Origin of the sequence: Paraburkholderia unamae (assembly GCF_003268775.1) — a bacterium.
GTDB classification, from domain to species: Bacteria; Pseudomonadota; Gammaproteobacteria; order Burkholderiales; family Burkholderiaceae; genus Paraburkholderia; species Paraburkholderia unamae.
This window is the reverse complement of record NZ_QLSU01000047.1, coordinates 44043-64778: the sequence shown is the minus strand read 5'-3', so window position 1 is coordinate 64778 and position 20736 is coordinate 44043. Positions and strand designations below refer to the sequence as shown.

At 65.8% G+C, this 20736-nt stretch carries 19 protein-coding genes and 1 pseudogene; 14 read left to right on the top strand and 6 right to left on the bottom strand.

The features are described 5' to 3' along the window. Positions 1-107: pseudogene (locus C7401_RS41755) on the bottom strand (acetaldehyde dehydrogenase); the annotation flags it as partial. Positions 108-313: 206 nt separating this feature from the next. Between C7401_RS41755 and C7401_RS41750 the strand changes: the two are divergent. Continuing rightward, the gene (locus C7401_RS41750; protein WP_112177906.1) at positions 314-526 is read left to right on the top strand and encodes a ParD-like family protein; all 213 of its coding nucleotides are present in this window, start codon (positions 314-316) and stop codon (positions 524-526) included. Continuing rightward, positions 523-1290 (top strand): type I methionyl aminopeptidase, encoded by a 768-nt coding sequence (gene map / locus C7401_RS41745; protein WP_112177905.1) that lies wholly within the window; start codon positions 523-525, stop codon positions 1288-1290. The genes C7401_RS41750 and map overlap by 4 nt, the downstream gene beginning before the upstream one ends. On the opposite strand, the gene C7401_RS41740 is transcribed toward map, so the two are convergent. Then, positions 1287-2273 (bottom strand): GNAT family N-acetyltransferase, encoded by a 987-nt coding sequence (locus C7401_RS41740; protein ID WP_112177904.1) that lies wholly within the window; start codon positions 2271-2273, stop codon positions 1287-1289. The two genes, map and C7401_RS41740, sit on opposite strands and share 4 nt — an antisense overlap. A 388-nt stretch (positions 2274-2661) precedes the next feature. Here C7401_RS41740 and C7401_RS41735 point away from each other — a divergent pair, with 388 nt between their 5' ends. The 5 genes from C7401_RS41735 (at position 2662) to C7401_RS41715 (ending at position 8159) form a co-directional block, all read left to right on the top strand. Continuing rightward, positions 2662-3798 carry a porin gene (locus tag C7401_RS41735; RefSeq protein ID WP_112177903.1) on the top strand — a complete coding sequence of 379 codons (1137 nt, stop codon included), beginning with the start codon at positions 2662-2664 and terminating at the stop codon, positions 3796-3798. A 218-nt stretch (positions 3799-4016) separates the two neighbouring features. Continuing rightward, positions 4017-4349 (top strand): YciI family protein, encoded by a 333-nt coding sequence (locus C7401_RS41730; protein ID WP_112177902.1) that lies wholly within the window; start codon positions 4017-4019, stop codon positions 4347-4349. A gap of 50 nt (positions 4350-4399) precedes the next feature. After that, complete coding sequence (locus C7401_RS41725; protein WP_112177912.1) at positions 4400-5014, top strand: NIPSNAP family protein; 615 nt, start codon at positions 4400-4402, stop codon at positions 5012-5014. 582 nt (positions 5015-5596) lie between these two features. Beyond that, complete coding sequence (locus C7401_RS41720) at positions 5597-6763, top strand: porin (protein ID WP_112177901.1); 1167 nt, start codon at positions 5597-5599, stop codon at positions 6761-6763. Positions 6764-6833: 70 nt separating this feature from the next. Continuing rightward, complete coding sequence (locus C7401_RS41715) at positions 6834-8159, top strand: MFS transporter (protein ID WP_181565824.1); 1326 nt, start codon at positions 6834-6836, stop codon at positions 8157-8159. 40 nt (positions 8160-8199) lie between these two features. On the opposite strand, the gene C7401_RS41710 is transcribed toward C7401_RS41715, so the two are convergent. From C7401_RS41710 to C7401_RS41695, 4 genes are read right to left on the bottom strand one after another with little or no spacing between them, the layout of a single operon-like run. Next, positions 8200-9258 carry a quinone oxidoreductase family protein gene (locus tag C7401_RS41710; protein ID WP_112177899.1) on the bottom strand — a complete coding sequence of 353 codons (1059 nt, stop codon included), beginning with the start codon at positions 9256-9258 and terminating at the stop codon, positions 8200-8202. Then, a complete protein-coding gene (locus tag C7401_RS41705; RefSeq protein ID WP_112177898.1) occupies positions 9255-9668 on the bottom strand; it encodes a Zn-ribbon domain-containing OB-fold protein in 414 nt (137 codons plus the stop codon). Before C7401_RS41705 ends, C7401_RS41710 begins: the two co-directional genes overlap by 4 nt. Further along, positions 9665-10789, bottom strand: coding sequence for a thiolase family protein (locus C7401_RS41700; protein ID WP_112177897.1), 1125 nt, complete (start codon positions 10787-10789; stop codon positions 9665-9667). Before C7401_RS41700 ends, C7401_RS41705 begins: the two co-directional genes overlap by 4 nt. Further along, positions 10786-11697, bottom strand: a complete 912-nt coding sequence (locus C7401_RS41695) for an SMP-30/gluconolactonase/LRE family protein (RefSeq protein WP_112177896.1) — start codon at positions 11695-11697, stop codon at positions 10786-10788. The genes C7401_RS41700 and C7401_RS41695 overlap by 4 nt, the downstream gene beginning before the upstream one ends. Positions 11698-11963: 266 nt before the next feature. On the opposite strand from C7401_RS41695, the gene C7401_RS41690 reads away from it, so the two are divergent. The 7 genes from C7401_RS41690 to C7401_RS41660 all read left to right on the top strand — a co-directional run bounded on the left by C7401_RS41690 (position 11964) and on the right by C7401_RS41660 (position 20609). Further along, the gene (locus tag C7401_RS41690; protein WP_112177895.1) at positions 11964-13403 is read left to right on the top strand and encodes an aldehyde dehydrogenase family protein; all 1440 of its coding nucleotides are present in this window, start codon (positions 11964-11966) and stop codon (positions 13401-13403) included. 17 nt (positions 13404-13420) lie between these two features. Further along, positions 13421-15103 (top strand): long-chain fatty acid--CoA ligase, encoded by a 1683-nt coding sequence (locus C7401_RS41685; RefSeq protein WP_309252027.1) that lies wholly within the window; start codon positions 13421-13423, stop codon positions 15101-15103. After that, on the top strand, positions 15100-15894 hold the full coding sequence (locus C7401_RS41680; protein ID WP_112177893.1) for a hypothetical protein: 795 nt from the start codon (positions 15100-15102) through the stop codon (positions 15892-15894). Before C7401_RS41685 ends, C7401_RS41680 begins: the two co-directional genes overlap by 4 nt. A gap of 50 nt (positions 15895-15944) precedes the next feature. Continuing rightward, the gene (locus C7401_RS41675) at positions 15945-17108 is read left to right on the top strand and encodes a CaiB/BaiF CoA transferase family protein (protein WP_112177892.1); all 1164 of its coding nucleotides are present in this window, start codon (positions 15945-15947) and stop codon (positions 17106-17108) included. 39 nt (positions 17109-17147) lie between these two features. Next, entirely contained in the window at positions 17148-17975 is an 828-nt protein-coding gene (locus C7401_RS41670) for an enoyl-CoA hydratase/isomerase family protein (protein WP_112177891.1), read from the top strand. 166 nt (positions 17976-18141) lie between these two features. Further along, the gene (locus C7401_RS46045) at positions 18142-18810 is read left to right on the top strand and encodes a TetR/AcrR family transcriptional regulator (protein ID WP_279635610.1); all 669 of its coding nucleotides are present in this window, start codon (positions 18142-18144) and stop codon (positions 18808-18810) included. Positions 18811-19025: 215 nt separating this feature from the next. Then, positions 19026-20609 carry a class I adenylate-forming enzyme family protein gene (locus C7401_RS41660; protein WP_112177889.1) on the top strand — a complete coding sequence of 528 codons (1584 nt, stop codon included), beginning with the start codon at positions 19026-19028 and terminating at the stop codon, positions 20607-20609. Positions 20610-20736 lie beyond the last annotated feature (127 nt).

Genomic DNA, 20736 nt, shown 5'->3' with positions numbered 1-20736 from the left:
GCCGCCATCTCCAGATGCTGGCTGTTGCGCATGATCTTGATCATCAGGTCCGTGCCGATATTGCCGGAGCCGATGATCGCGGCCTTGAGTTTTTCTCTTGCTGACATGTTTCCTCCACGATGGAAGGCGGCGGGCGCGCATGCGCTCACAGCCCTTCTTTTCAGTGATCGCATGGTAGGAGGACTCCCATTAACTGTCAACATGTGATTTTGACTACTGTATATTGAGAGTTAATGGAGTGAATCGAGTCTTGCTTGCGCAAATGCCGGTTCAAACTATATGATTCGTATATGGAACATATAGGGAGCGTAGTATGGGCATCGTGAACATCGACGACGAACTGCACGATCAAATCCGCAAGGCGAGCACCGTGTCATGCCGGTCGATCAACGCGCAGGCCGCCTTCTGGATCAAGATTGGTATGTTGTGCGAAATGAATCCGACGCTGAGCTTCAATGAAATCGTGGCGCGTGAGTTGCGGGCCGCGGGCGTTGTGGAGCAGAGCGTCAGGGTGGCGTCGGCATGACGAAGCGCCCCGAAGAAGTGGCGTTGCTGGCTGAGTCGGGCAAGTTGCTCGCCGGTGTGTTTGCTCACCTGGACCGGCTGAACCTGATCGGCATGTCGACCATGGAGGTCAACGACCTTGTCGATAGCCACATCGTGAATGAACTCGGCGCACGCCCCGCGAGCAAAGGCCAGTATGGCTACGCCTACGCGCTCAACGCTTCGCGCAACAACGTGGTTTGCCACGGCGTGCCGTCCGCGACGGAGCGATTGCAGAGCGGGGATATCGTCAATTTCGATATCACGCTGGAGAAGAACGGCTATATCGCCGACTCCAGCAAAACCTATCTCGTTGGCGAGGTGTCGCCGGCGGCCAAACGGCTCGTGCAGGTGACCTACGACGCCATGTGGAAGGGCATCAAGACGGTGCGGCCCGGCGCCAGGCTGGGCGATGTGGGGCATGCCATCGAGCGGCACGCCCGGCTAAACGGTTATTCGGTCGTGAGGGAATATTGCGGGCACGGCATCGGGCGCGAAATGCACGAGCCGCCCCAGGTGCTGCATTGGGGAAAACCGCGAACGGGTCTCGTGTTGCGCGAGGGCATGGTGTTCACCATCGAACCGATGCTGAACCAGGGTGGGCATGACGTCCAGACCGACGACGATGGCTGGACGGTTGTCACGCGCGACGGGCAACTCTCCGCGCAATTCGAACACACCGTGGCCGTGACCGGAAACGGCGTGCGGGTCTTGACGCTGCGCCGCGACGAAAGGCCCGCGGCCTAACGCAGTTCGGACGCCGATGGTTCCAGCACGCTGCGCAGCTTGCCGAGCAGCCAGTTGACCAGCGGGTTTTTATGCCGGTAGTGATTCCATGTGGGAACCTGGTGCGCGCCCAGAATGCGTTTGAACTCGTATGAGGTCGCGCCCAGCTCGATTTCCGCGAAGCCTTCGCGAATGCCGAATTCGACCGTGCGAATGAACATGGCGAAATACAAGCCGTAGTCATGGCTCCTCGCGTAGTCGAGCCCGATATAGCGGTTGACCAGGTGACGCCCCTTGCCGATCAACTGCGTGAAACCGATCAGTTCGTCATCGAGAAAGAACAGCAGATAGTGGCTGAGGCGGCTCGTATTGGCGAAATACTCCGGCGTGAGCTTTTCGAATTTCAACTCGGCTTTTTGCCAGGTGTTCAAATACAGTTGATACACCTTGGCGACCAGGTGATCGGGCAAGCCCGCGCACTCTTCATAACGCAGCGCCGCCGCTTTTTTCAGCTTGCGCTTGAGCAGGTTCCTGCGGTCGCTCTTCATGGCCTGATAGTAGTCCGGGCCGATCGAGAGCACAGGCACGGGCAGCCCTTTTGCCGCCACGAAACCCTTGAGCGGCAGATTCTCGTCGAATCCCTTATAGGCGAGCAGACTCCCTTTCTTTTCGAGCGCCGCGCTGATGGCCGCGAGCGTCTCCCCGGAAACCTCGCCGTGAATGCGGCCGGCGTCGACAGTCGGGTGCCCGATGCACGCCAGCTTGAAGCGGATCCCGCTCAGGCTGCGCTTCAGCCAGCCGTTGGGCAGCAGGGTATTGAGCCGGAAATCCATCACGAAGTAGGGCGCCACGGTCACGAGCGCGCCTGCGCGGTAGACGGCGAAATAACCGAAGCTGAAGTCGTCCAGGCGCGCGGTCTGAAAGGCCTGATAAAACTCCGCGCCCTCCGGCTCGTCGCGCAGGAACCCCTCTGGCGGAGTGACCAGGTCCTCGATGTGCAGCATGGTAGCCGTCCTTTTTCTGATGGTCTTGCCATCGTTTTGTCATGGAAATTCACATCGTCCGTTCGCGTCACGGCAATGCCGGGCACCGATTGTCTGTGATCCGCACACAGTTGTCGAACGCCCGCAAGCCGTTGCGGCCGGAGCGATCGCTCACGGGCGATGTTGCACAAAAGCGACTCCCGCTGCGGGCAAATACTGCTCGCCGTAGGCGAACTGACAGCGAGCGCCTTGCTGCGCCCGTCTTTTCGGCATTTGTTGCAGTTTTTTGAATTGATTCTTCCAGATTCAGGAAGAGACCTTGCGGAACCGGGATCACGTTTTCCCGAATGTCCTTTTCTATACTCGCGGCGTCTCAACCCCAGCGTTTCCATAGAACTGGAGTCTCACAGTGAAAAAAATCTCGATCGCCGCAGCATGCGTCACCGCATTCGCGGCGGCTTCGGCCCACGCACAAAGCTCTGTCACCCTGTACGGTCTCATCGACGCCGGTATCGCTTACACGAATAACGTGGGCGGTAGCGGTCGTGTCGCCCTCGCGAGCGGCAACATCAGCGGCAGCCGCTTCGGCCTGCGCGGCGCCGAAGATCTCGGCGGCGGCCTCAAGGCGGTCTTCGTGCTCGAAAACGGCTTTAGCGTCAACAACGGCGCACTGGGTCAGAATGGCCGCATGTTCGGTCGTCAGGCTTACGTCGGTCTGAGCAGCAACGCGTACGGTACGCTCACGATGGGTCGCCAGTACGACGACGTCGTCGACTTCGTCTCGCCGCTGTCGGCCACGGCCGGCACGTTCGGCGATTCGGGCTTCGCCCACCCGTACGACAACGACAACCTTCAGCACAGCGTTCGCTTCAACAACTCGGTCAAGTACACGAGCCAGAACTACGGCGGCTTCAAGTTCGGCGGCATGTACGCGTTCAGCAACAGCACCGAGTTCGCCGTGAGCCGCGCCTACAGCGCGGCGGCAAGCTACAACTACGGCCCGTTGACGGCCGCTGCCGGCTACTTGCAGACGAACGGCTCGGGCGCCAAGACCGGCACCGCGTTCTCGAACACGAGCGGCGCTGTCGACCAGGCCGAAGTCAAGGGCAACCTCACGTCCGACGTGCAACGCACCGTCGCTGCCGGCCTGAACTACGCGATCGGACCGGCCGTGCTGGGCTTCGTCTACTCGCACAGCCAGTACCAGGGCACGAGCGCGTTCGGCCTGAACAACGGTTCGGTGCGCTTCGACAACTACGAAGTGAACGGCATGTACAACTTCACGCCCGCCCTCAAGGCCGGCCTGTCGTACGCCTACACCGACGCGCATCTGAACGGCACGACCTCGTATGGCGCCGATCCGAAGTGGAACCAGGTGAACGCGATTGCGCGTTACTCGCTGTCCAAGCGCACGGAAATTTACGGCGAAGCGATGTACCAGCACGCAACGGGCAACAAGAACGTCGCGGTCATGTACAACGCGGGCGGCGCGTCGTCGACGGGCAACCAGGTCATGGGCGCCGTCGGCATGCTCACGCGCTTCTAAAGCGGCGGCGTTGGCGTAGCACGAATTCATACGTCAATCCGGGAGTCTCTTTTTGCCCGTCTAACCAGACGGGCCTTTTTTATTGGCGCACGCGCCCGGCACGACCGGGCCGTCGCGCATTGCCTACTCGCAGTTTCAAAAGAAGAAACCAGCGGGGCGTTTATCGCCCGGTGGCGGTGAACTATCGTTGATCATCCTTTTTCAACGAGGCAATCGCCATGCACATCTACCTTGTCAGAATGGAGCATCCCGACGGGGAAGGCTGGAATCAGCACGTCGTCGAACACGTGCAGTATCTGAAAGCGTTGATCGCCCGCGGCCAACTGCTTGCATCGGGGCCGCTCAAGGCGGGACCAGGCGCGCGCCGGGCGGGCTTCATCGTCATGAAAGCGCCCGACCGCGCGGCGGTGCAGGCGCTTGTCGACGCCGATCCCTTTGCGCGCGAGGGCCTGATTTGCGCGCTCACCATCGAGGAGTGGGATCCGCTCTTCGGCATGCTCGCCGAACATTCGAGCCAGAGCTTGCCGCCCGAACTGGCCGCGCTTGCATGAAGCGCGAGCGCCATTCGGATCATGGACCTCTTCATCATGGGAATCGCGACATGCTGTATGAAATCGTGACGCTTTCTTGCCTGCCGCTCGAGCAGGACACCGTTTCCGCCGGCGCACACCGCTGGGTATCGGACGCCGACGCGTCGGGCCTTCTGCTTGGGGCGTGGCGCACGGAAATCGGCGAGCTCTTTCAGATCAAGCTCCTGCGCGCGTTCGAGACGCCCGAGGCGCTGGAGCAGGAGCGCGCCCGCGCGCTCGCCAGCACGCGGCCCTTCAATATCGACACGCCGAGCGTGGGGCTGAGCATGGAGCGCTATGCGCCGTTTCCGTTTTTGCCGCCCGTGAAGCCAGCGGTGTTTGGCGGCGTGTACGAGTTCCGGACGTATTGCCTGAAGCCTGGCGGCCTCGAGCCGACCCTTGCGGGCTGGGAGCGGGCGATCGAACCGGCACACGCGTATACGTCGCATCTCGTCGTGAACCTCTACGCGCTCGACGGGCCGCCGCGCATTACCCACATCTGGGGATTTTCGAGCTTCGCCGAGCGTATCGAGCTACGCGCGCGGCATTATGCGCAAGGTCTTTGGCCGCCCGTTGGCGGGCCGCAGCAGATCGCGCGCGCGACTTCGACGATCGCGTTGCCGGAAGCGTATTCGCCGTTGAAGTGAGGCTCAGGGTGGCGCGCCCTTGGCCGCCACCGCCGCCGCCGCGTGATTCCCATTCCCACCGTCTCCCGAAGCTTTTCGGCGTCTTGAGCCGCTACGCCTGTGCAGGCGGCTCACCCCTTCTCGCCGTTCCCCTCTCCGATTGCCCCGCATGACCCCTTCGCGCGCCCGCGCCAGCCGGCGCGCGCGGTGTCGCATGCGGGAAATGCCGTATTTGAATATCTAAAAAACACAGTGTATAAACACGTTGTTTAATAAGATCGAGCGAAAAATAGATATCGCGCGAAAAGGATTGGAGAGACGCCGCGAGGCGGCACGAACCAGCGACCCCGACCGGATGAAGGCGCCCCACGCGGCGCCCGCTGCGGCTTTCCGGCCCGCAGCGTGAACGGCCTGTCTGCAAGGCCGCGTCGCCTTTGGCACACGCGGCAGGGGCACGCTTTTGCCCGCAGTTCCGTGCATGTCGCGCAAATTGCCACGGCCCTGCGCACACCTGTCCTGCCAGCGGACCGGTGACCGGCTTCGCGCAGCGTTTCAATTTGATTAGTACTACCTAATTCAAACCAGTGGAGAGGAGACTCAGGCATGAAAGGAAAGGTGCTGTTAAGTGCGTTGCTAGGTCTGTATGCCGGCGTTTCATGGGCGCAGGGCAGCGTGACGCTTTACGGGATTCTCGATGAGGGACTGCTGTTCAACGACAACGCCGCCGGCCACCGCCAGTACGCGATGGTCGCCAGCGTGTTGAGCGGCAACCGTTTCGGACTGCGCGGCAGCGAGGATCTGGGGGGCGGGCTCCAGGCGGTCTTCGTGCTCGAGAACGGGTTTGACATCAACACGGGCAAGCTCGGCCAGGGCGGGTTGATGTTCGGCAGGCAGGCCTGGGTCGGCGTGTCGAACGCGCGTTGGGGGAGCGTCACGCTCGGGCGGCAATACGATGCGTCGATTGATTATGTGGGGCCGCTCGCCGCGCCGAGCCAGTGGGGCGGCTATATCGTCACGAATCCCGGCGACATCGAAAACTACAGCGCCGCCAATCACCTCAACAACTCGATCAAGTACAAAAGCGCCAGTTTCGCCGGCTTGACGTTCGGCGGCGTCTACTCGCTTGGCGGCGTGGCGGGCGACTTCACGCAGAACCAGATCATTTCGGTTGGCGCGAGCTACGCGAACGGCTGGATCGCGATCGGAACGTCCTACCTGAACGCACGCAATCCGAACGCCTCGTACTACGCGACGAGCCTGCCGAATGCCACGGCCGCGACCAACAACTTCTACACGCCCGTCAACAGCGGTTACGCGTCGGCGCACACGCTCCAGATGGTCAACGTCGCGCTTGCGTGGACGCTCGGGCAGGCCACGCTCGGCATGAACTATTCGAACAGCCAGTTCAAGGGCTTGAGCGGCCAGGCGGGCGTGCTCAATCCGGCCGGGCTCAAGGGCGACGCGGCATTCAACAACGTCGCGCTCAATCTGCGCTACCGGGTTTCGCCGGAACTGCTGCTGGGCGGCCAGGCGTCATACAGCCATGGCAGCGCGGTAGCGGGCGAACCCGGCGGCAAGTATGGCCAGTTCGATCTCGGCGCGCTGTACTCGCTCTCCAAGCGAACCGATCTCTACGCCACGGCCGTGTACCAGGTCGCCTCGGGCACGCAGTCGACGGGCACGCGCGCGGTCGCTTCGATCTTCGGGCTCACGCCTTCGTCCTCGAACCGGCAGGCGGCCTTGCGCCTCGCCATTCGTCACGTCTTCTAAACCGTCGGCGCGCATGCGCCATCCGGCCCGCGCCGCGAATGCGGTCGGGCCGCCCAATGCGGAGCTATTCATGGAATCCATCGAAAACGCGAATCGCGCGCTGTCGGCTGCCGGTGCTACGGCGAGTCGTGCGAAATTCGTCGTCGGGGCGCTGTTCTTCATCAACATGGTGGGCTATCTGGACCGCCAGATCCTCACGCTCTTCGTGCAGCCCATCAAGCACTCGCTGGGGCTCAGCGACGGGCAAATGGGGCTGATGCAGGGCGCCGCGTTCGTGCTCGCCTTCACGGTGGCCGGGCCCTTCATCGGCCGCCTCGTCGATCAGCGCAACCGGCGCAACGTCTTGGCGGCGTGCATCGCGATCTGGTCGCTCAGCGCGGCCGCGAGCGGCTTCGCGCACAACGCCACGCAGCTTTTCTTCGCCCGCATGGGCGTGGGCATGGGCGAGGCCGCGCTGCTGCCCGCCGCACTCTCGCTGATCGCCGACTACTTCGACGCGACGCGTCGCGGCAAGGCGCTGGGTTTCTTCCTGACGGGCGTCTACGCCGGCGCCGGTTTGTCGCTCGCCATCGTCGGCTTTGCGTTGCCCGGCATGGATGGGCTCGCCGCGCGGCTCGCCGCCGCCGGGCTGCCGATCGAAACGTGGCGTCTCGTGATGTTCGCGATGCTGCTGCCCGGCGCGCTCTGCTGCGCCTTGCTCGTCTTCGTGCAGGAGCCGCCGCGCGCATTCGCCGCTTCGCACGCGGCGCCGCTCGACTGGTCGGGGCTGCGCGACTGGGTCCACGGCATCGCGCTTTACGTGCCGCACCACGTCTCGTTCGCGCTGATCACGTTCTGCTCGTTCGCCACCACCGGCTGGGTGCCGACGGTCCTGATTCGCGAGCATGGTTTCGCCGCGCGCGAAGCGGGCATGACGTATGGCTGCCTGCTCGCGGTCATCGGCTGCGCCGCCGCATATCTCGGCGGCGTGATCGGCGACTACCGTAGCCGCAAGGCCGGCGGCCACGGGCGCGTGGCCGTGGCGGCGTGGTGCCTGCCGTTCGCGGCCGCGGGGTTTGCGACCGTCGCGCTCGCGCCCAATGCGGGCATCGTGCTCGCGGGCACGGCGCTGCTCTCGGCGGCGCTCGGCGTGGCCATGGTGATCGGTCTGCTTTCGATTGCCGACCTCGCGCCCGCGCGCTCGCGTGGGCAGATCTCGTCGATCTATCTGATCTTCACGGGGTTGATCGGGTCGGCGGGCGGCCCGGCGTGCATCGGCTATGCGAACGATCTGTGGGGTGCGCCGGGGCGGCCGTTGAGCGTGCTGCTGGGCCTCGTCTGTCTCGCGGTGCTCGGCGCGGCGGCGCTGCTGCTGTGGATTTGCCTTGGCAAGATTCGCGCAAGGACGGTGCGATGAGTAAGCCCTGCGGCCACGGCGGCCGCAGGGCGGGTCACGCTCAGGCCTGGAGCAGTTCGGGGTTGGGCGTGAGCACGAGGCGGCCCGACACACGCGCCGCCTCGACGCGCGCGTGGGCGTCCGCCGCGGCTTCGAGCGGCAGCGTCCCGGCGACGATGGGGCGCACCACCGACCGCGCGATCAACGCGAGCGTGTCTTCGAGCTGCGTGCGCGAGCAACTGGAAACCGGCAGCAGGCTGACCGTGCCGTGGATGAGTTGCGCCGGGCTGAAGCTCACGAAGGCGGGATCGACCTGGCCGATCAGCAGCCACTTGCCGAGCGGCGCGAGGCTGCGCCGCGTGGCGTGAAAGCAGGCGCCGCCGACGTTGTCGAGCACCACGTCCACGCCCTCGCCGCCGCATGCGCGACGCACGTCGGCGGAAAAATCGGCGCCGCGCTCGGCGATCACGACTTCATGCGCGCCGTTCTCGCGGATGATGGCCGCCTTGGCGGGCGACGACGTGGTGGCCACGACGAAGGCGCCCGCCGCGCGCAGCAGTTGCAGCGCGTGCAGGCCGAGGCCGCCCGCCGCGCCGGTCACGAGCACGCGCTCGCCGGGCGCGACGCGCGCGACGTCGCGTACGGCGTTCAGCGAGGTGCCGACGCAGCACGCGGCAATCGCCGCCTCGGCGAGCGGCACGTGCTCCGGCACGGGCGCCACGTTGCGCTGATCGACCGAGACGAACTCCGCATAGCCGCCGTTGAGCCCCCAGTCGCCGAGGAAAACGCGCTCGCCGCACAGCGTTTCCCAGCCGCCCCGGCAAAACCGGCAGGCGCCGCAGATGTAGCGCCGCTGCGTGGTGGCCACGCGATCGCCTGGCTTGAAGCCGCGCACGGCCGGCCCGGCGGCCTCCACGATGCCCGCGACTTCATGACCCGGAATCAGCGGCAACTGCACGCCTTTGTGCAGCACGCCGGCGCGCACCGCGATGTCGTGCGCACAGACGCCGCTGGCGGCCACGCGGATCAGCACATCGGAGGGGCCGACTTCGGGGCGCGGGAGAGTTTCGAGCTTGAGGGCGTCCACGCCGCCGGTTTCGCGTACGACGATGGCTCTCATGCGTTCACCCTTTCGAAGCGCACGAGCGCGGCGTGCTCGCCGAGCGGGTCGAGGACGGCGCGCACGCGCTCGCCCGGCGCGGGCAGCGCGTGCGGTTCGTCGACCAGATTGGCGTAGAGCAGCGGCCCTTCCTCCAGACGCACGACGATCACGGTATAGGGCAGCGCATCGGCGAACTCGGCGAAGTACGGCCGATGAAACCGGCACGCGCTGACGATCTCGCCGCGCCCGGACAGCGCGCGCAATTCGGCTTGCGCCGAGCGGCATGTGGGGCAGCGCAGCGCGGTGGGATAGCGCACGGCGCCGCACTGGCCGCAGGCCTCGCCGACGAATTCGCCGGCGCGCAGCGCCTGCCAGAAGCGGGCGTCGCGCTCTCGCACGGGCGGCATGGGCCGCGTTTCGATGGTCATGCTTCACCTCCATAGATGAGTACGGAACTTTGGGGCGCGGCGCACGCATAGACGATCGTTGCGGCGCCCGGAATCTGCCGGGCGAGCGCTTCGCCGCGAATCTGCCGCACGGCTTCGACGTTGAGCGCCCAGCCCTGCATGTAGCTTTCGGAGAGATGGCCGCCGCTCGGATTCGCGGGATGCGCGCCTTGCAGGCCGAGCGCGCCGTCGAGCACGAGGCGGTCGGCGCGGCCGGCTTCGGCGAGGCCGAGGCCTTCCAGTTCGAACAGGACGGCGGGCGTGAAGTTGTCGTAGAGCATCAGCGCGTCGGCGTCGGCGGCCCCGCGCCCGGCCATCGCGCGGGCCGACTCGTGCGCGCTCGCGAGCGCGCCGCGCCAGTGGTCGGCGGGGGGGAAGCTGGCGCCTGCAAAGTCCGCGCATTGCCCGTGTCCGGCGAGATAGACCGGGGGTTTCGCGAGACCTCGTGCCTCTTGCGCGGCGCTCATGATCATCGCGACGCCGCCGTCGTTGATGAGGCAGTAATCGAGCAGGCGCAGCGGTTCGGCGATATATCGGGATGCGAAGTAATCGTCGCGCGTGAGCGGCTTTTGCATGACCGCGAGCGGGTTGAGCGCCGCATGGCGGCGGAACGTGAGCGAGATCTCGGCGAGCGCGGCCGGATCGCTGCGATGCTCATGCGCGTAGCGGGCGTACATGAGCGCGTGAAACGCGCCCGGCGACGTCATGCCGTAGGGCGCCCAGAAGCTCATGCCGCCGCCGTAGGCGTCGCCCGCGCCGCCATACGTGGCCCCTGCGGAGCGCCCGTCGTTGCCGTAGACGAGCGCGACGCGGCGCGCCTGGCCGCTTTCGATCAGCATGGCCGCGTACGCGATGGCGATGCCGCAGATGCGCCCGGCGGCGGGCCACGTGGAGGAGACGTTGGGCGCGAGCCCGGCGAGTTCGGCGAAACGCTGGTTGTCGGGGATGCGGGCGACGACCAGGCCGTCGATGTCCGCGGCCTCCAGACCCGCGTCGTCAAGGGCCGCCTGGAGCGCTTCGACGCCCAGGTCGAAGCTGGTTCGATCCGGCAGCCGGCCGAATCCGGTCGTGCCTACGCCGACCACGGCAACAGAAGACTTCATTTGCACTCCTGAGATGATTGCGTGAATGACTGGGTGAACGATTGCGTGACAAAGGGCTGGGCGAGGCCCGGCGTCGTAACCCGCACGGCGAACACAGCGCCCGCGCCGGGCTCGTCGTGCAGGGTCGCTTCGCCAAGGCCCATGCGCGCCGTGGTGATGAAGAGGGTGCGCCGGTCGGCGTCGCCGAAAGCGCAGCTCGTCGGTTTGCTGACCGGCAGGCGGATCGACTCCGCGACGCGCCCCGACGGGTCGATGCGGTCGATCCGGCCGCCGCCCGCCATCGCCACCCAGAGGCAACCGGCTTCGTCGATGGCGCAACCGTCCGGATGGCCCGGGCCTTCAGTCCTCGCGTGCAGGGTGCGCGGTCCGACCAGCCCTTCCTCGCGCGCCCACGGATAGCGCCAGACCGTACTGCGGTAGGTGTCCACGAAGTACTGGGTGCGTGCGTCCGGGCTCCATGCCAGGCCGTTGCCCAGCACGAAGCCCGCGTCGAACGCGGCGGGCACGCCGCCCTCGAAGCGGAACAGGCTGCCGAGCGGCGCCTGCACGCGCCGGTCCATGCCGCCTACCCAGAGCGCGCCCGCGGGGTCGACACCCGCATCGTTGAAGCGCTGGTCGCCGAGAAAGACGTCGTCGCGCCACAGGTCGGCGAATGCGTTTTCCTCCGGGTCGTAGCTGCGAATCTGGTTGCGCTGGACGCAGACGAGCGCTTTGGGAGAGAGCGCCAACGCCCCGATGGGGCGCTCGATGGGAATCGAATGATGGCGGCCGTCGAGCGTCATGCGCCAGATGGCGGGCGCGGTGACATCGATTCCCCATAGACATGAGCGGCGCTCGTCCCAGATGGGCGACTCGCCCAGGTCGCAACGAAGCTCGCCGAGCGGCTCGGCGTATCCGGTTCCTGGCATTGAAAGTCCTTATTGAACAGAGTGTACAAAAGAGGAATTTTTTCTTTTCGAGTCTACATACAGCGTGTTCAAAATTCAAATGGTTTGTAGATCCGAGCTGGGTGGGACGCGGAAAATGCCCTTATTGTGGACGATACAGCCAATCAGTGCGTGGCTCCGGAGTGTGGGTGCAAAGAGGTGTCGGCCTGGAAATATCCGTTAAATCCCTTAGTTGATCGATTTTAAACACGATGTACAATCAAAAAACAGACACCAGGGAGGGGCAAATGAGCGAAGGCGGAGAATGGCGTAACAACCTGCATCACTACATTGACGGCCGGTGGATCGAAGCGGGCGCGGGCGGCACGCTGGAGATCGTCGATCCGGCTGAGGAATCCGGCTGCGGCACGCTTGCGCTGGGCGGCGAGGCGGATGTCGATGACGCGGTGCGCGCGGCGCGCGCCGCCTTCGAAACGTTCGGCTGCTCGACGCTGGCGGCGCGCAAGCAACTGCTGGAGCGGATCATCGAGTGTTACTCGGCGCGCCGCGCCGAACTCGCCGACGCCGTGCGCCGCGAGATGGGCGCGCCCGCGTGGCTGGCCGCCGGTCTCCAGGTCGATCTCGGGCTCGCCCATTTGCGCTCGGCGCGCGAGGTGCTCGATCGTTATGCGTTCGAGCACGACGCGGGGCGCTCGCGCATTGTTTCCGAGCCGATCGGCGTGTGCGCGCTGATCACGCCGTGGAACTGGCCGCTCAACCAGATCGCGTGCAAGGTTGCGCCCGCGCTCGCCACCGGCTGCACGATGGTGCTCAAGCCCTCCGAGCTGGCGCCCTTTTCGGCCACCTTGTTCGCTGAAATCCTCGACGAGGCGCAGACGCCCGCCGGCGTCTTCAATCTGGTGCATGGCGATGGCGCGACGGTTGGCTCGGTGTTGAGCCGCCATCCGGACGTCGACATGGTGTCGTTCACGGGCTCGACGCGCGCGGGCGTGCAGGTCGCGCTGAACGCGGCGCCTACCGTCAAGCGCGTGAGCCAGGAACTGGGTGGCAAGTCCGCCAACCTCATCTTGCGCAGCGCGGACCTCGAAGCGGCCGTGGTCGACGGCGTGCGCACGATCATGCTGAACTCGGGGCAGTCATGCAACGCGCCTTCGCGCATGCTGGTGCCGCGCGAGCGTCTCGCGCAGGCGAGCGACTATGCGCGGCGCGCGGCGCAAGCGATCGCGGCCGGGCCAGGCGCACCAGGCACGCAAATCACCATCGGACCGGTGGCCTCGCGCGCGCAGTTCGAAAAGATCCAGGGCCTGATTCGCCGCGGCATGGAGGAGGGCGCCACGCTCGTGGCGGGCGGCCCGGGGCGGCCCGATGGCGTCGAACGCGGCTTTTACGTGCGGCCCACGGTGTTCGCGGATGTGCACAACGACATGACGATCGCACGTGAGGAGATCTTCGGGCCGGTGCTCGTGATGATCGGCTACGACAGCGAGGAGGACGCGATCGCGATCGCCAACGACACGCCTTATGGACTCGCCGCCTACGTACAGGGCGAGCCCGGCGAGGCACGGCGCGTTGCGGCACGCTTGCGCGCGGGGCAGGTGGTGCTCAACGGCGCAAGCCTCGACACCGACGCGCCGTTCGGCGGCTACAAGCAATCGGGCAACGGCCGCGAGTGGGGCGAGCACGCGTTCGCCGAATATCTGGAAACCAAGGCGATCGTGGGCGCATGAGGCCACCGCGCAACGACATGACAGACCTTGAAAAAAACCCCGCCATGACCGGCTCGATGCAACATTGGCCGTTGCTGATCTGGAAGCTCATCGATCACGCGGCGCTCAATCACCCGGCCACGGAAATCGTGACGCGCACGGTGGAAGGCCCGCTGCACCGAAGCACGTGGGCGCAGGCGCACACGCGGGCCAAACGTGTGGCCGGCGCGCTGCGCGCGCTCGGCGTGCAGGCAGGCGACCGGGTGGGCACGCTCGCCTGGAACACCGTTCGCCATCTGGAGTGCTGGTACGGCATCTCGGGCATGGGTGCGGTCGCGCATACGATCAATCCGCGTCTTTTCGTCGATCAGATCGTCTATATCGTGAATCATGCGCGCGACCGCGTCCTGTTCTTCGATCTCAGCTTCGTCGATCTGGTCAGGCAGATTGCGCCACGCCTCGAAACTGTTGAACACTTCGTCATCCTGACCGATGGCGAGCACATGCCGCCGCAGGAGGCTGCGCGGCTGCTCTGCTACGAGGACCTGCTGGCCAGGCAGAACGGCGACGAGCCGTGGGCCGAACTCGACGAGAACAGTCCCGCCGGGCTTTGCTACACCTCGGGCACGACCGGCAATCCCAAGGGCGTGCTCTACACGCATCGATCCACGGTCCTGCACGCGTGGTCCGTTTGCCAGCCGGACCTGCTCGGCATGTCCGCGCGCACGAGTGCGCTGCCCGTCGTGCCGATGTTCCACGCCAACGCCTGGGGCATTCCGCATGCGGCGGCCGCTGTCGGCGCGAAGCTCGTCATGCCGGGCCCGGATCTCGCCGCGCCGGCGTTGCAGCGCCTCATCGTGGACGAGCGCGTGACGCTCACCGCCGCCGTACCGACCGTGTGGCTCGCCGTGCTGGCGCACCTGGAGCGCGAGGGCGGCGATCTTGGCGTGCTGGAGCGGCTCATCATCGGCGGCGCGGCGGCGCCGCCTTCGATGATCGAAGCATTCGAGCAGCGCTACGGCGTGAGCGTCGCGCACATGTGGGGCGCGACGGAACTGTCGCCCGTGGGGTCGTCCGGCATGCTCTGCGCGAGCGCGGCCGCGCTGTCGCCAGCGCGGCAGCTCGAACTCAAATGCACGCAGGGCCGCGCGCCGTTCGGCGTCGAAATGGTGCTGCGCGACGACGAGGGGCGCACGCTGCCGCGCGACGGCGTGCAGCGAGGCCGCCTTGCCGTGCGCGGACCGTGGGTGGTGGACCGCTATTTCGACAGCGAAGGCGGCCACGCGCGTGACCGGCGCGACGCCGATGACTGGTTCGACACCGGCGACATTGCGACCATCGACGAGCGCGGCTACATGCGCATCGTCGATCGCGCGAAGGACGTCATCAAGTCGGGCGGCGAGTGGATCAGCTCCATCGAACTGGAAAACGCCGCAATGGGCTGCCCGGGTGTTGCCGAAGTCGCCGTGATCGGCGTGGACGATCCGAAGTGGGGCGAGCGTCCCGCCATGCTCCTCACACGCGAGGCGGGCGCCGCAGTCGCGCAAGCCGACGTCAAGGCCTGGCTGCGCGAGCGGGTGGCGAAGTGGTGGATGCCGGAGCACGTGATCTTCATCGAATCGATGCCGCACACCGCGACCGGCAAGATCATGAAAACGGCGTTGCGCGAGCAGTTTGGCGCAGCGAGTTCCAAACCGGAGAAAGGAGGCGTCAAGCCGTGACCGAGACCGAAGTCAAAGCCGAAATCCAGGCGATCCAACCCGAACCGTTCGACAAGATCGGACGCCCGCTGCGCCGCGACGACTGGCGCACCCTGGGCGAATCGACCGAGCGCCTGCTTTGCGAAGCCATCGACGCAGGCGACGCGGAGCGCGCGAAAGCGCTGGTGCGCTACGCGCTGAACGAGCGCAAGCCCGTACACGACCTCAGCGCCGACTGGGTGTGGGACTCGCTCACGCGCATTGCGCAACGCTGGGGCGAGGACGCGGTGGGCGAGATGCTGCGTGACGTCCAGTCGACGTGGATGCTACGGCGCACGTGGAAGGCGTTCCTGAAAATGACGGTGGAGGAGCGCGCGCAGCTTTGCGCGGAAATGATGCGCTCGCATGCCTTCACGGCAGAGCCGGGCGCCAATGGCGTCACGGTCGAGGAGGACGACGAGAAGTACACGATCCGGCTCGACCCTTGCGGGTCCGGCGGCCGCATGCGGCGGGGCGATCCGGCCGACGGCTCGCCATCGCGCCTCGGGCCGCCCTACGAGTTCGGCGTGACCGCGCAGGCGCACGACTGGTCGTGGGGCCAGGAAAACGTGCCGTACTACTGCGCGCATTGCGCGGTCAACGAAATCCTGCCGATGGAATGGGGCGGCCATCCGCTCTGGGTCACCGCGTTCGACCCCGACGCCTCGCGGCCCTGCGCGTGGCTGCTCTACAAGAAGGCCGAAGCGATCCCGGTGCACTTCTATGAACGCGTGGGCCGCCAGAAGCCGCCCGCAGGCGAAGGCCAGTACTGAATCCGCCGGCGTCACCCGGCATCGACACGACACACTGGAGGAGAGACGACATGGCAGGACCACTGGAGGGGCTGCGCATCATCGAGATGGTCGGCATCGGGCCTTGCCCGTTCGCGGCGATGATGCTGGCCGACATGGGGGCGGAGGTGATCCGCATCGACCGGCCGCCCGTGCCGGGCGCGCCCAATCCGTATCCCATGCTCGGCACGCGCTTCGACGTGATGGCGCGCGGCCGCCGTTCGCTGACGCTCGATCTGAAGCACCCCGAAGCGCGGGACGTCATGCTGCATCTGTGCGAAAAGGCCGACGCCATCATCGAAGGATTTCGGCCCGGCGTGATGGAGCGGTTAGGCATTGGTCCCGACGATTGCCAGGGGCGCAATCCGAAGCTCGTGTACGGACGTGTGACCGGCTGGGGGCAGACCGGGCCGCTCGCCCAGGCCGCCGGGCACGACATCAACTACCTCGCCTTGACGGGCCTGCTCCACGAGATGGGCCCGGCCGACGTGCCGCCCACGCCGCCGCTGAACCTCGTCGGCGACTTTGGCGGCGGCGGCATGATGCTCGCGTTCGGCGTGCTGTCTGCGCTGTTCGAGGCGCGCCGGTCGGGTCGCGGCCAGATCGTCGACTCCGCGATGCTCGACGGCTCGAACCTGCTCGGCGCGATGATTCACGGTTTTCTCGCGCACGGTTCCTGGCGCGACGGACGCGAGACCAATATCGTCGCGGGTGGCTCGCACTTCTACGGCACCTACGCCTGCGCGGACGGCAAGTATATTTGCGTGGGCGCGATCGAGCCGCATTTCTACGCACTCCTGCTCGAACGCTGCGGCGTGACGGACGACGCCTTTCGCGATCAGATGAACGAAGCGCACTGGCCTGCGCTCAAGGCGAAGACCGTCGAACTCTTCAAGACCCGCACCCGCGACGAATGGAGCGCGCTGCTCGCCGGCACGGACGCGTGCTTCGCGCCCGTCCTCGATCTACATGAGGCGCCTCGCCATGAGCAGAACGTCGCGCGCGACAATTTCATCGAGGTGGACGGCGTGATCCAGCCAGCCCCGGCGCCGCGCTTCAGTCGCACGCAGGCGGGCGTGCACAGCGGTCCCGCGACGCCTGGGCAGCATAACCGCGAGATCCTCGAAGGCTGGGACGTGCCCGCTGCATTGATCGAGCGCGTTGATGGCGCGAGTCCCGCCAGTCGCGCCGCATAGCGTGCGATGCCGCGCATGCCGAAAACGATAAGCAGTCCGATGGATAGTGCGGGAACGGACGCTTGCGGCCTGCGCGTCGAGACGCGCGGCCGCGTGCGATGGCTGCGCATCGAGCGCCCGGCGCGGCTCAACGCGCTGGACAGATCGCTGGTGCACACGTTGGGGCTCGCCTTGCGCGAGGCCCAGCGCGATGACCGCGTGAGCGTGCTGGTGCTCACCGGGGCCGGTCGCGCGTTCTGTGCGGGCGCCGATCTGCACGGGCTCAGTCAGACGCTCCAGCAAGCGCAAGCCGCGCAGGGCGACGGCGGCACGCGCCGCGCGGACCGCCTCGTCGATCAATGCGCGGCCTTGATGCGCCGCCTCGAACGCGTGAGCAAGCCCGTGCTGGCGGCCGTGAACGGGCTCGCGGTGGGCGGCGGCCTCGAAATGCTTTTGTGCTGCGATTTGATCGTCGCCGCGCGCAGCGCCCGCATTGGCGACGGCCACGCGAAGATCGGCGCGCTGCCGGGCTCCGGCGCGAGCGCGCGCTTGCCACGCCGCTTGCCGCCCGCGCACGCGAAGTTTCTGCTGTTCACCGGTGACATGCTCCCCGCCGACGATCCGCTATTGGCGGCGCTGATTCATCGTGTGGTGGACGACGCCTCGCTCGAATCCGTAACCGCAGCGCTCGCCGACACGCTGGCCGCGAACAGCCCGCTCATGCTGGCGCGCCTGAAGCGCCTGCTCGCGAGCGGAGCGGACGCCACGCTCGGCGACGCGCTGCGGCTCGAACGCCAGGCGCGGCTTCGTCATGCCTCCAGCTTCGATTGCCGCGAGGGCGTGGATGCCTTCCGCGAAAAGCGCGCACCGGATTTTCAGGGCCGCTAGCGCGCCGTCGCCGGTCACCTTCACAACCCGCCTTCCTCTCCCGCTGCGCCGGCGCCCGTGCCATTGCCGGGATGCTAATATATACACGCTGTGCAAAAAACGGCGCCAGGTGCGTGCGGCAACGCGATATTTCGAATGCCCGCGCATTTGTCCATTCGAAATGACCATGCGCCGGCATGCGCAATATCCGGCGAATCAGGGAGATGGCTTGTCAATGCAGACGGATGATAAGGACGTTCAGGCGGACGCGCCCGATCGTATCGATTACTCGCAGGAGGCGCCTACCCGCATCCTGACCGCCGCCGCGCGCCTGATCCGGCGCAACGGCGTGCGCGCGGTCTCGTTCGAAGGTATCGCGAAAGCGGCCGGCGTCACGCGCGGCGCGATCTATTACAACTTCAAGGGGCGCGACGACCTGTTCCTGAGCCTGCTCGAGCACCTGATGGACCGGCGCATGGCCGGGCTGCGCAAGCTGTTGCAGGCGAGCGAGCCCGCCGCGCGGGTGAACAAGGTAGCGGCCCTGCTTGCCGAGGACATTCTGGAATGGCGCAGCTGGACCACGCTGTTCGCGGAAACCTGGCTGGACGCGCTCGGTTCCGAAGCCCTCATGGAGCGGCTGGCGAAGTTGAGGACGGGCTTCTATCACCAGATAGCCGGCGTCTTGAAGGAGGCCTTTCCGCACAGCCAGCCGGAGGCTCAGGAAGAGTTCGCGGTCATTTTGCTCGGCGTCGTGGCCGGGCTCGCGATTGAAGGTTCGATCAGCGGCCTGTCGCTGGGCGCGCCCCAACTGGAACGCTTTCTCGTCGACGCGATGATGGCGCGTTTCGGCGCCTGAACGCCGCACTGCGAATATCCCGCTTTCCATTCACGGCGGCGCTTGCGCGCCGCGCGTCGATTCCCGTTTTCCACCCCCTCCGGTTCCGCGGCGCGGCGTCTTCACCAGGCGCAGGGTAAATACGTATACTTATAAAAAACGTCGAGTTTATACAATGTGTTTAAAATGAATCGCAAGACAAAGCCATTGATCTGAAAACATCTGGAGAGAGACACATGAACAAGCCTGAAAGCCGGACGCTCGCTGCGCTAGTCGAGGAGCTGGCCGTGCGCTTTCCCGAGCGTCCCGCAGCCAGTTTCGAAGGGCGCACGGTCACCTTCGCGCAGTTTCGCGATCTGGCGATCGAGTTCGCGAAGGCCTTGCAGGCCGAGGGCGTCATGCCCGGCGACAAGGTGGGCATCCTGATGGGCAACCGGATCGAATGGCTGGTCGTGAACTTCGCCATCCAGTACCTGGGCGCGACCATGGTGGCGCTCAACACGTGGTACACCGCGCGGGAACTGGCCTATGTGCTCGATCATGCGGACATTTCCGTGCTCGTGACCGTGGATCGCTATCTGAACGCCGACTATGTGGAAATGCTCGACGGGCTCGCGCCGCTGTCCGAGACATTTCCGCGACTCAAGCGCGTGGTCATGCTCGGAGACCGCACGGCCGCGCAGGCGATTGGCTACGAGGCGTTCGTCGCGCGCGGCGCGGCCGTGGCCGACACGGTCATCCACACGCGGCTCTCCGCCGTGCAGCCGAGCGACATTGCTTACCTGCTCTATACGTCGGGCTCCACTTCGCATCCGAAGGGCGTGCTGTTGCAGCACGACAGCCTGATCGAGAATACCTGGAATATCGGCGCGCGCCTGCATCTGGATAGCGACGACGCATTGTTTCTGCCCGTTTCTCTGTTCTGGGGAATGGGTTGCGAGAACCTCCTGCTGACGAGCTGGACACATGGCGTGCATATCGTCATGCAGCAGCAGTTCGACGCAACGGAGGCGCTTCACCTCATCTCCCGTTACCGTTGCACGGCGCTTGGCGCGACGCCGAATATCGTGCACGCGATCTTCGAGCACCCGCAACGCGGCGAATACGATCTTTCCGGTCTGCGAAAGGGCGTGGCGTCCGGTTCGCCCGAGGTGTCGCGCAAGCTGATCGCAACGGCCATGCCGCTGCTGTGCCACTGCTACGGGCTGACCGAATGTTATGGCTTCGCGACGGTGAACGATGCGAGCGATCCTGTGGCCAGGCGCGCGGAAACCGAAGGACGCGTGTTGCCGGGGACGGAGGTGCGCATCGTGTGTCCGGAAACCGGGCGTACCCTGCCGGCCGGCGAAGCGGGCGAGGTGTGTCTGCGCGGGCACGTGATGCGCGGCTACTTCAAGAATCCGGAAGCGACGGCGGCGAGCTTTGACGCCGACGGTTTTTTCCACACGGGCGACCTGGGCGTGCTCGACGCGGAGGGTTTCCTGCACTTCAAGGGGCGCATCAAGGAGATGCTGAAGACAGGCGGCATCAACGTGGCGCCGATCGAAGTGGAAGAGGTGCTGCGCACCCATCCGGCCATTGAAGAAGCGTTCGTTACCGGACTGCCTGACCCTGTGCGCGACGAAGTGGTGGCGGCCGTGATCGTGCTGGCGCGCGGCGCGACGCTAGACAAGGCGGCGGTGCTTGAATACTGCCGGGCTTCACTGGCCGCGTATAAGGTGCCGCGCGAAGTGGTGTTCGTGCCCATGCACGAGATTCCGCAGACCAGTACGCGCAAGGTCCACAGAATGCGGCTGGCGGAACTGTTCAGCAAGGCCTAGGCGCACCGCGCCAACAGGCAGCGAGCCCGGATCTTTCCGGGCTTTTTTGTTTTCGCCGGGTTTCGCGGGTTTTCGTCGATTCGCATCACGTTGATCTGTCGCCATAGGATTGATCTATGGCGGTCAG

Bases quoted from the DNA above. Each gene is read 5' to 3' on its own strand.
- C7401_RS41750 (WP_112177906.1), top strand. From the start codon at position 314: ATGGGCATCGTGAACATCGACGACGAACTGCACGATCAAATCCGCAAG.
- map (WP_112177905.1), top strand. From the start codon at position 523: ATGACGAAGCGCCCCGAAGAAGTGGCGTTGCTGGCTGAGTCGGGCAAG.
- C7401_RS41740 (WP_112177904.1), bottom strand. From the start codon at position 2,273: ATGCTGCACATCGAGGACCTGGTCACTCCGCCAGAGGGGTTCCTGCGC.
- C7401_RS41730 (WP_112177902.1), top strand. From the start codon at position 4,017: ATGCACATCTACCTTGTCAGAATGGAGCATCCCGACGGGGAAGGCTGG.
- C7401_RS41725 (WP_112177912.1), top strand. From the start codon at position 4,400: ATGCTGTATGAAATCGTGACGCTTTCTTGCCTGCCGCTCGAGCAGGAC.
- C7401_RS41720 (WP_112177901.1), top strand. From the start codon at position 5,597: ATGAAAGGAAAGGTGCTGTTAAGTGCGTTGCTAGGTCTGTATGCCGGC.
- C7401_RS41715 (WP_181565824.1), top strand. From the start codon at position 6,834: ATGGAATCCATCGAAAACGCGAATCGCGCGCTGTCGGCTGCCGGTGCT.
- C7401_RS41710 (WP_112177899.1), bottom strand. From the start codon at position 9,258: ATGAGAGCCATCGTCGTACGCGAAACCGGCGGCGTGGACGCCCTCAAG.
- C7401_RS41705 (WP_112177898.1), bottom strand. From the start codon at position 9,668: ATGACCATCGAAACGCGGCCCATGCCGCCCGTGCGAGAGCGCGACGCC.
- C7401_RS41700 (WP_112177897.1), bottom strand. From the start codon at position 10,789: ATGAAGTCTTCTGTTGCCGTGGTCGGCGTAGGCACGACCGGATTCGGC.
- C7401_RS41695 (WP_112177896.1), bottom strand. From the start codon at position 11,697: ATGCCAGGAACCGGATACGCCGAGCCGCTCGGCGAGCTTCGTTGCGAC.
- C7401_RS41690 (WP_112177895.1), top strand. From the start codon at position 11,964: ATGAGCGAAGGCGGAGAATGGCGTAACAACCTGCATCACTACATTGAC.
- C7401_RS41685 (WP_309252027.1), top strand. From the start codon at position 13,421: ATGACAGACCTTGAAAAAAACCCCGCCATGACCGGCTCGATGCAACAT.
- C7401_RS41675 (WP_112177892.1), top strand. From the start codon at position 15,945: ATGGCAGGACCACTGGAGGGGCTGCGCATCATCGAGATGGTCGGCATC.
- C7401_RS41670 (WP_112177891.1), top strand. From the start codon at position 17,148: ATGGATAGTGCGGGAACGGACGCTTGCGGCCTGCGCGTCGAGACGCGC.
- C7401_RS46045 (WP_279635610.1), top strand. From the start codon at position 18,142: ATGCGCCGGCATGCGCAATATCCGGCGAATCAGGGAGATGGCTTGTCA.
- C7401_RS41660 (WP_112177889.1), top strand. From the start codon at position 19,026: ATGAACAAGCCTGAAAGCCGGACGCTCGCTGCGCTAGTCGAGGAGCTG.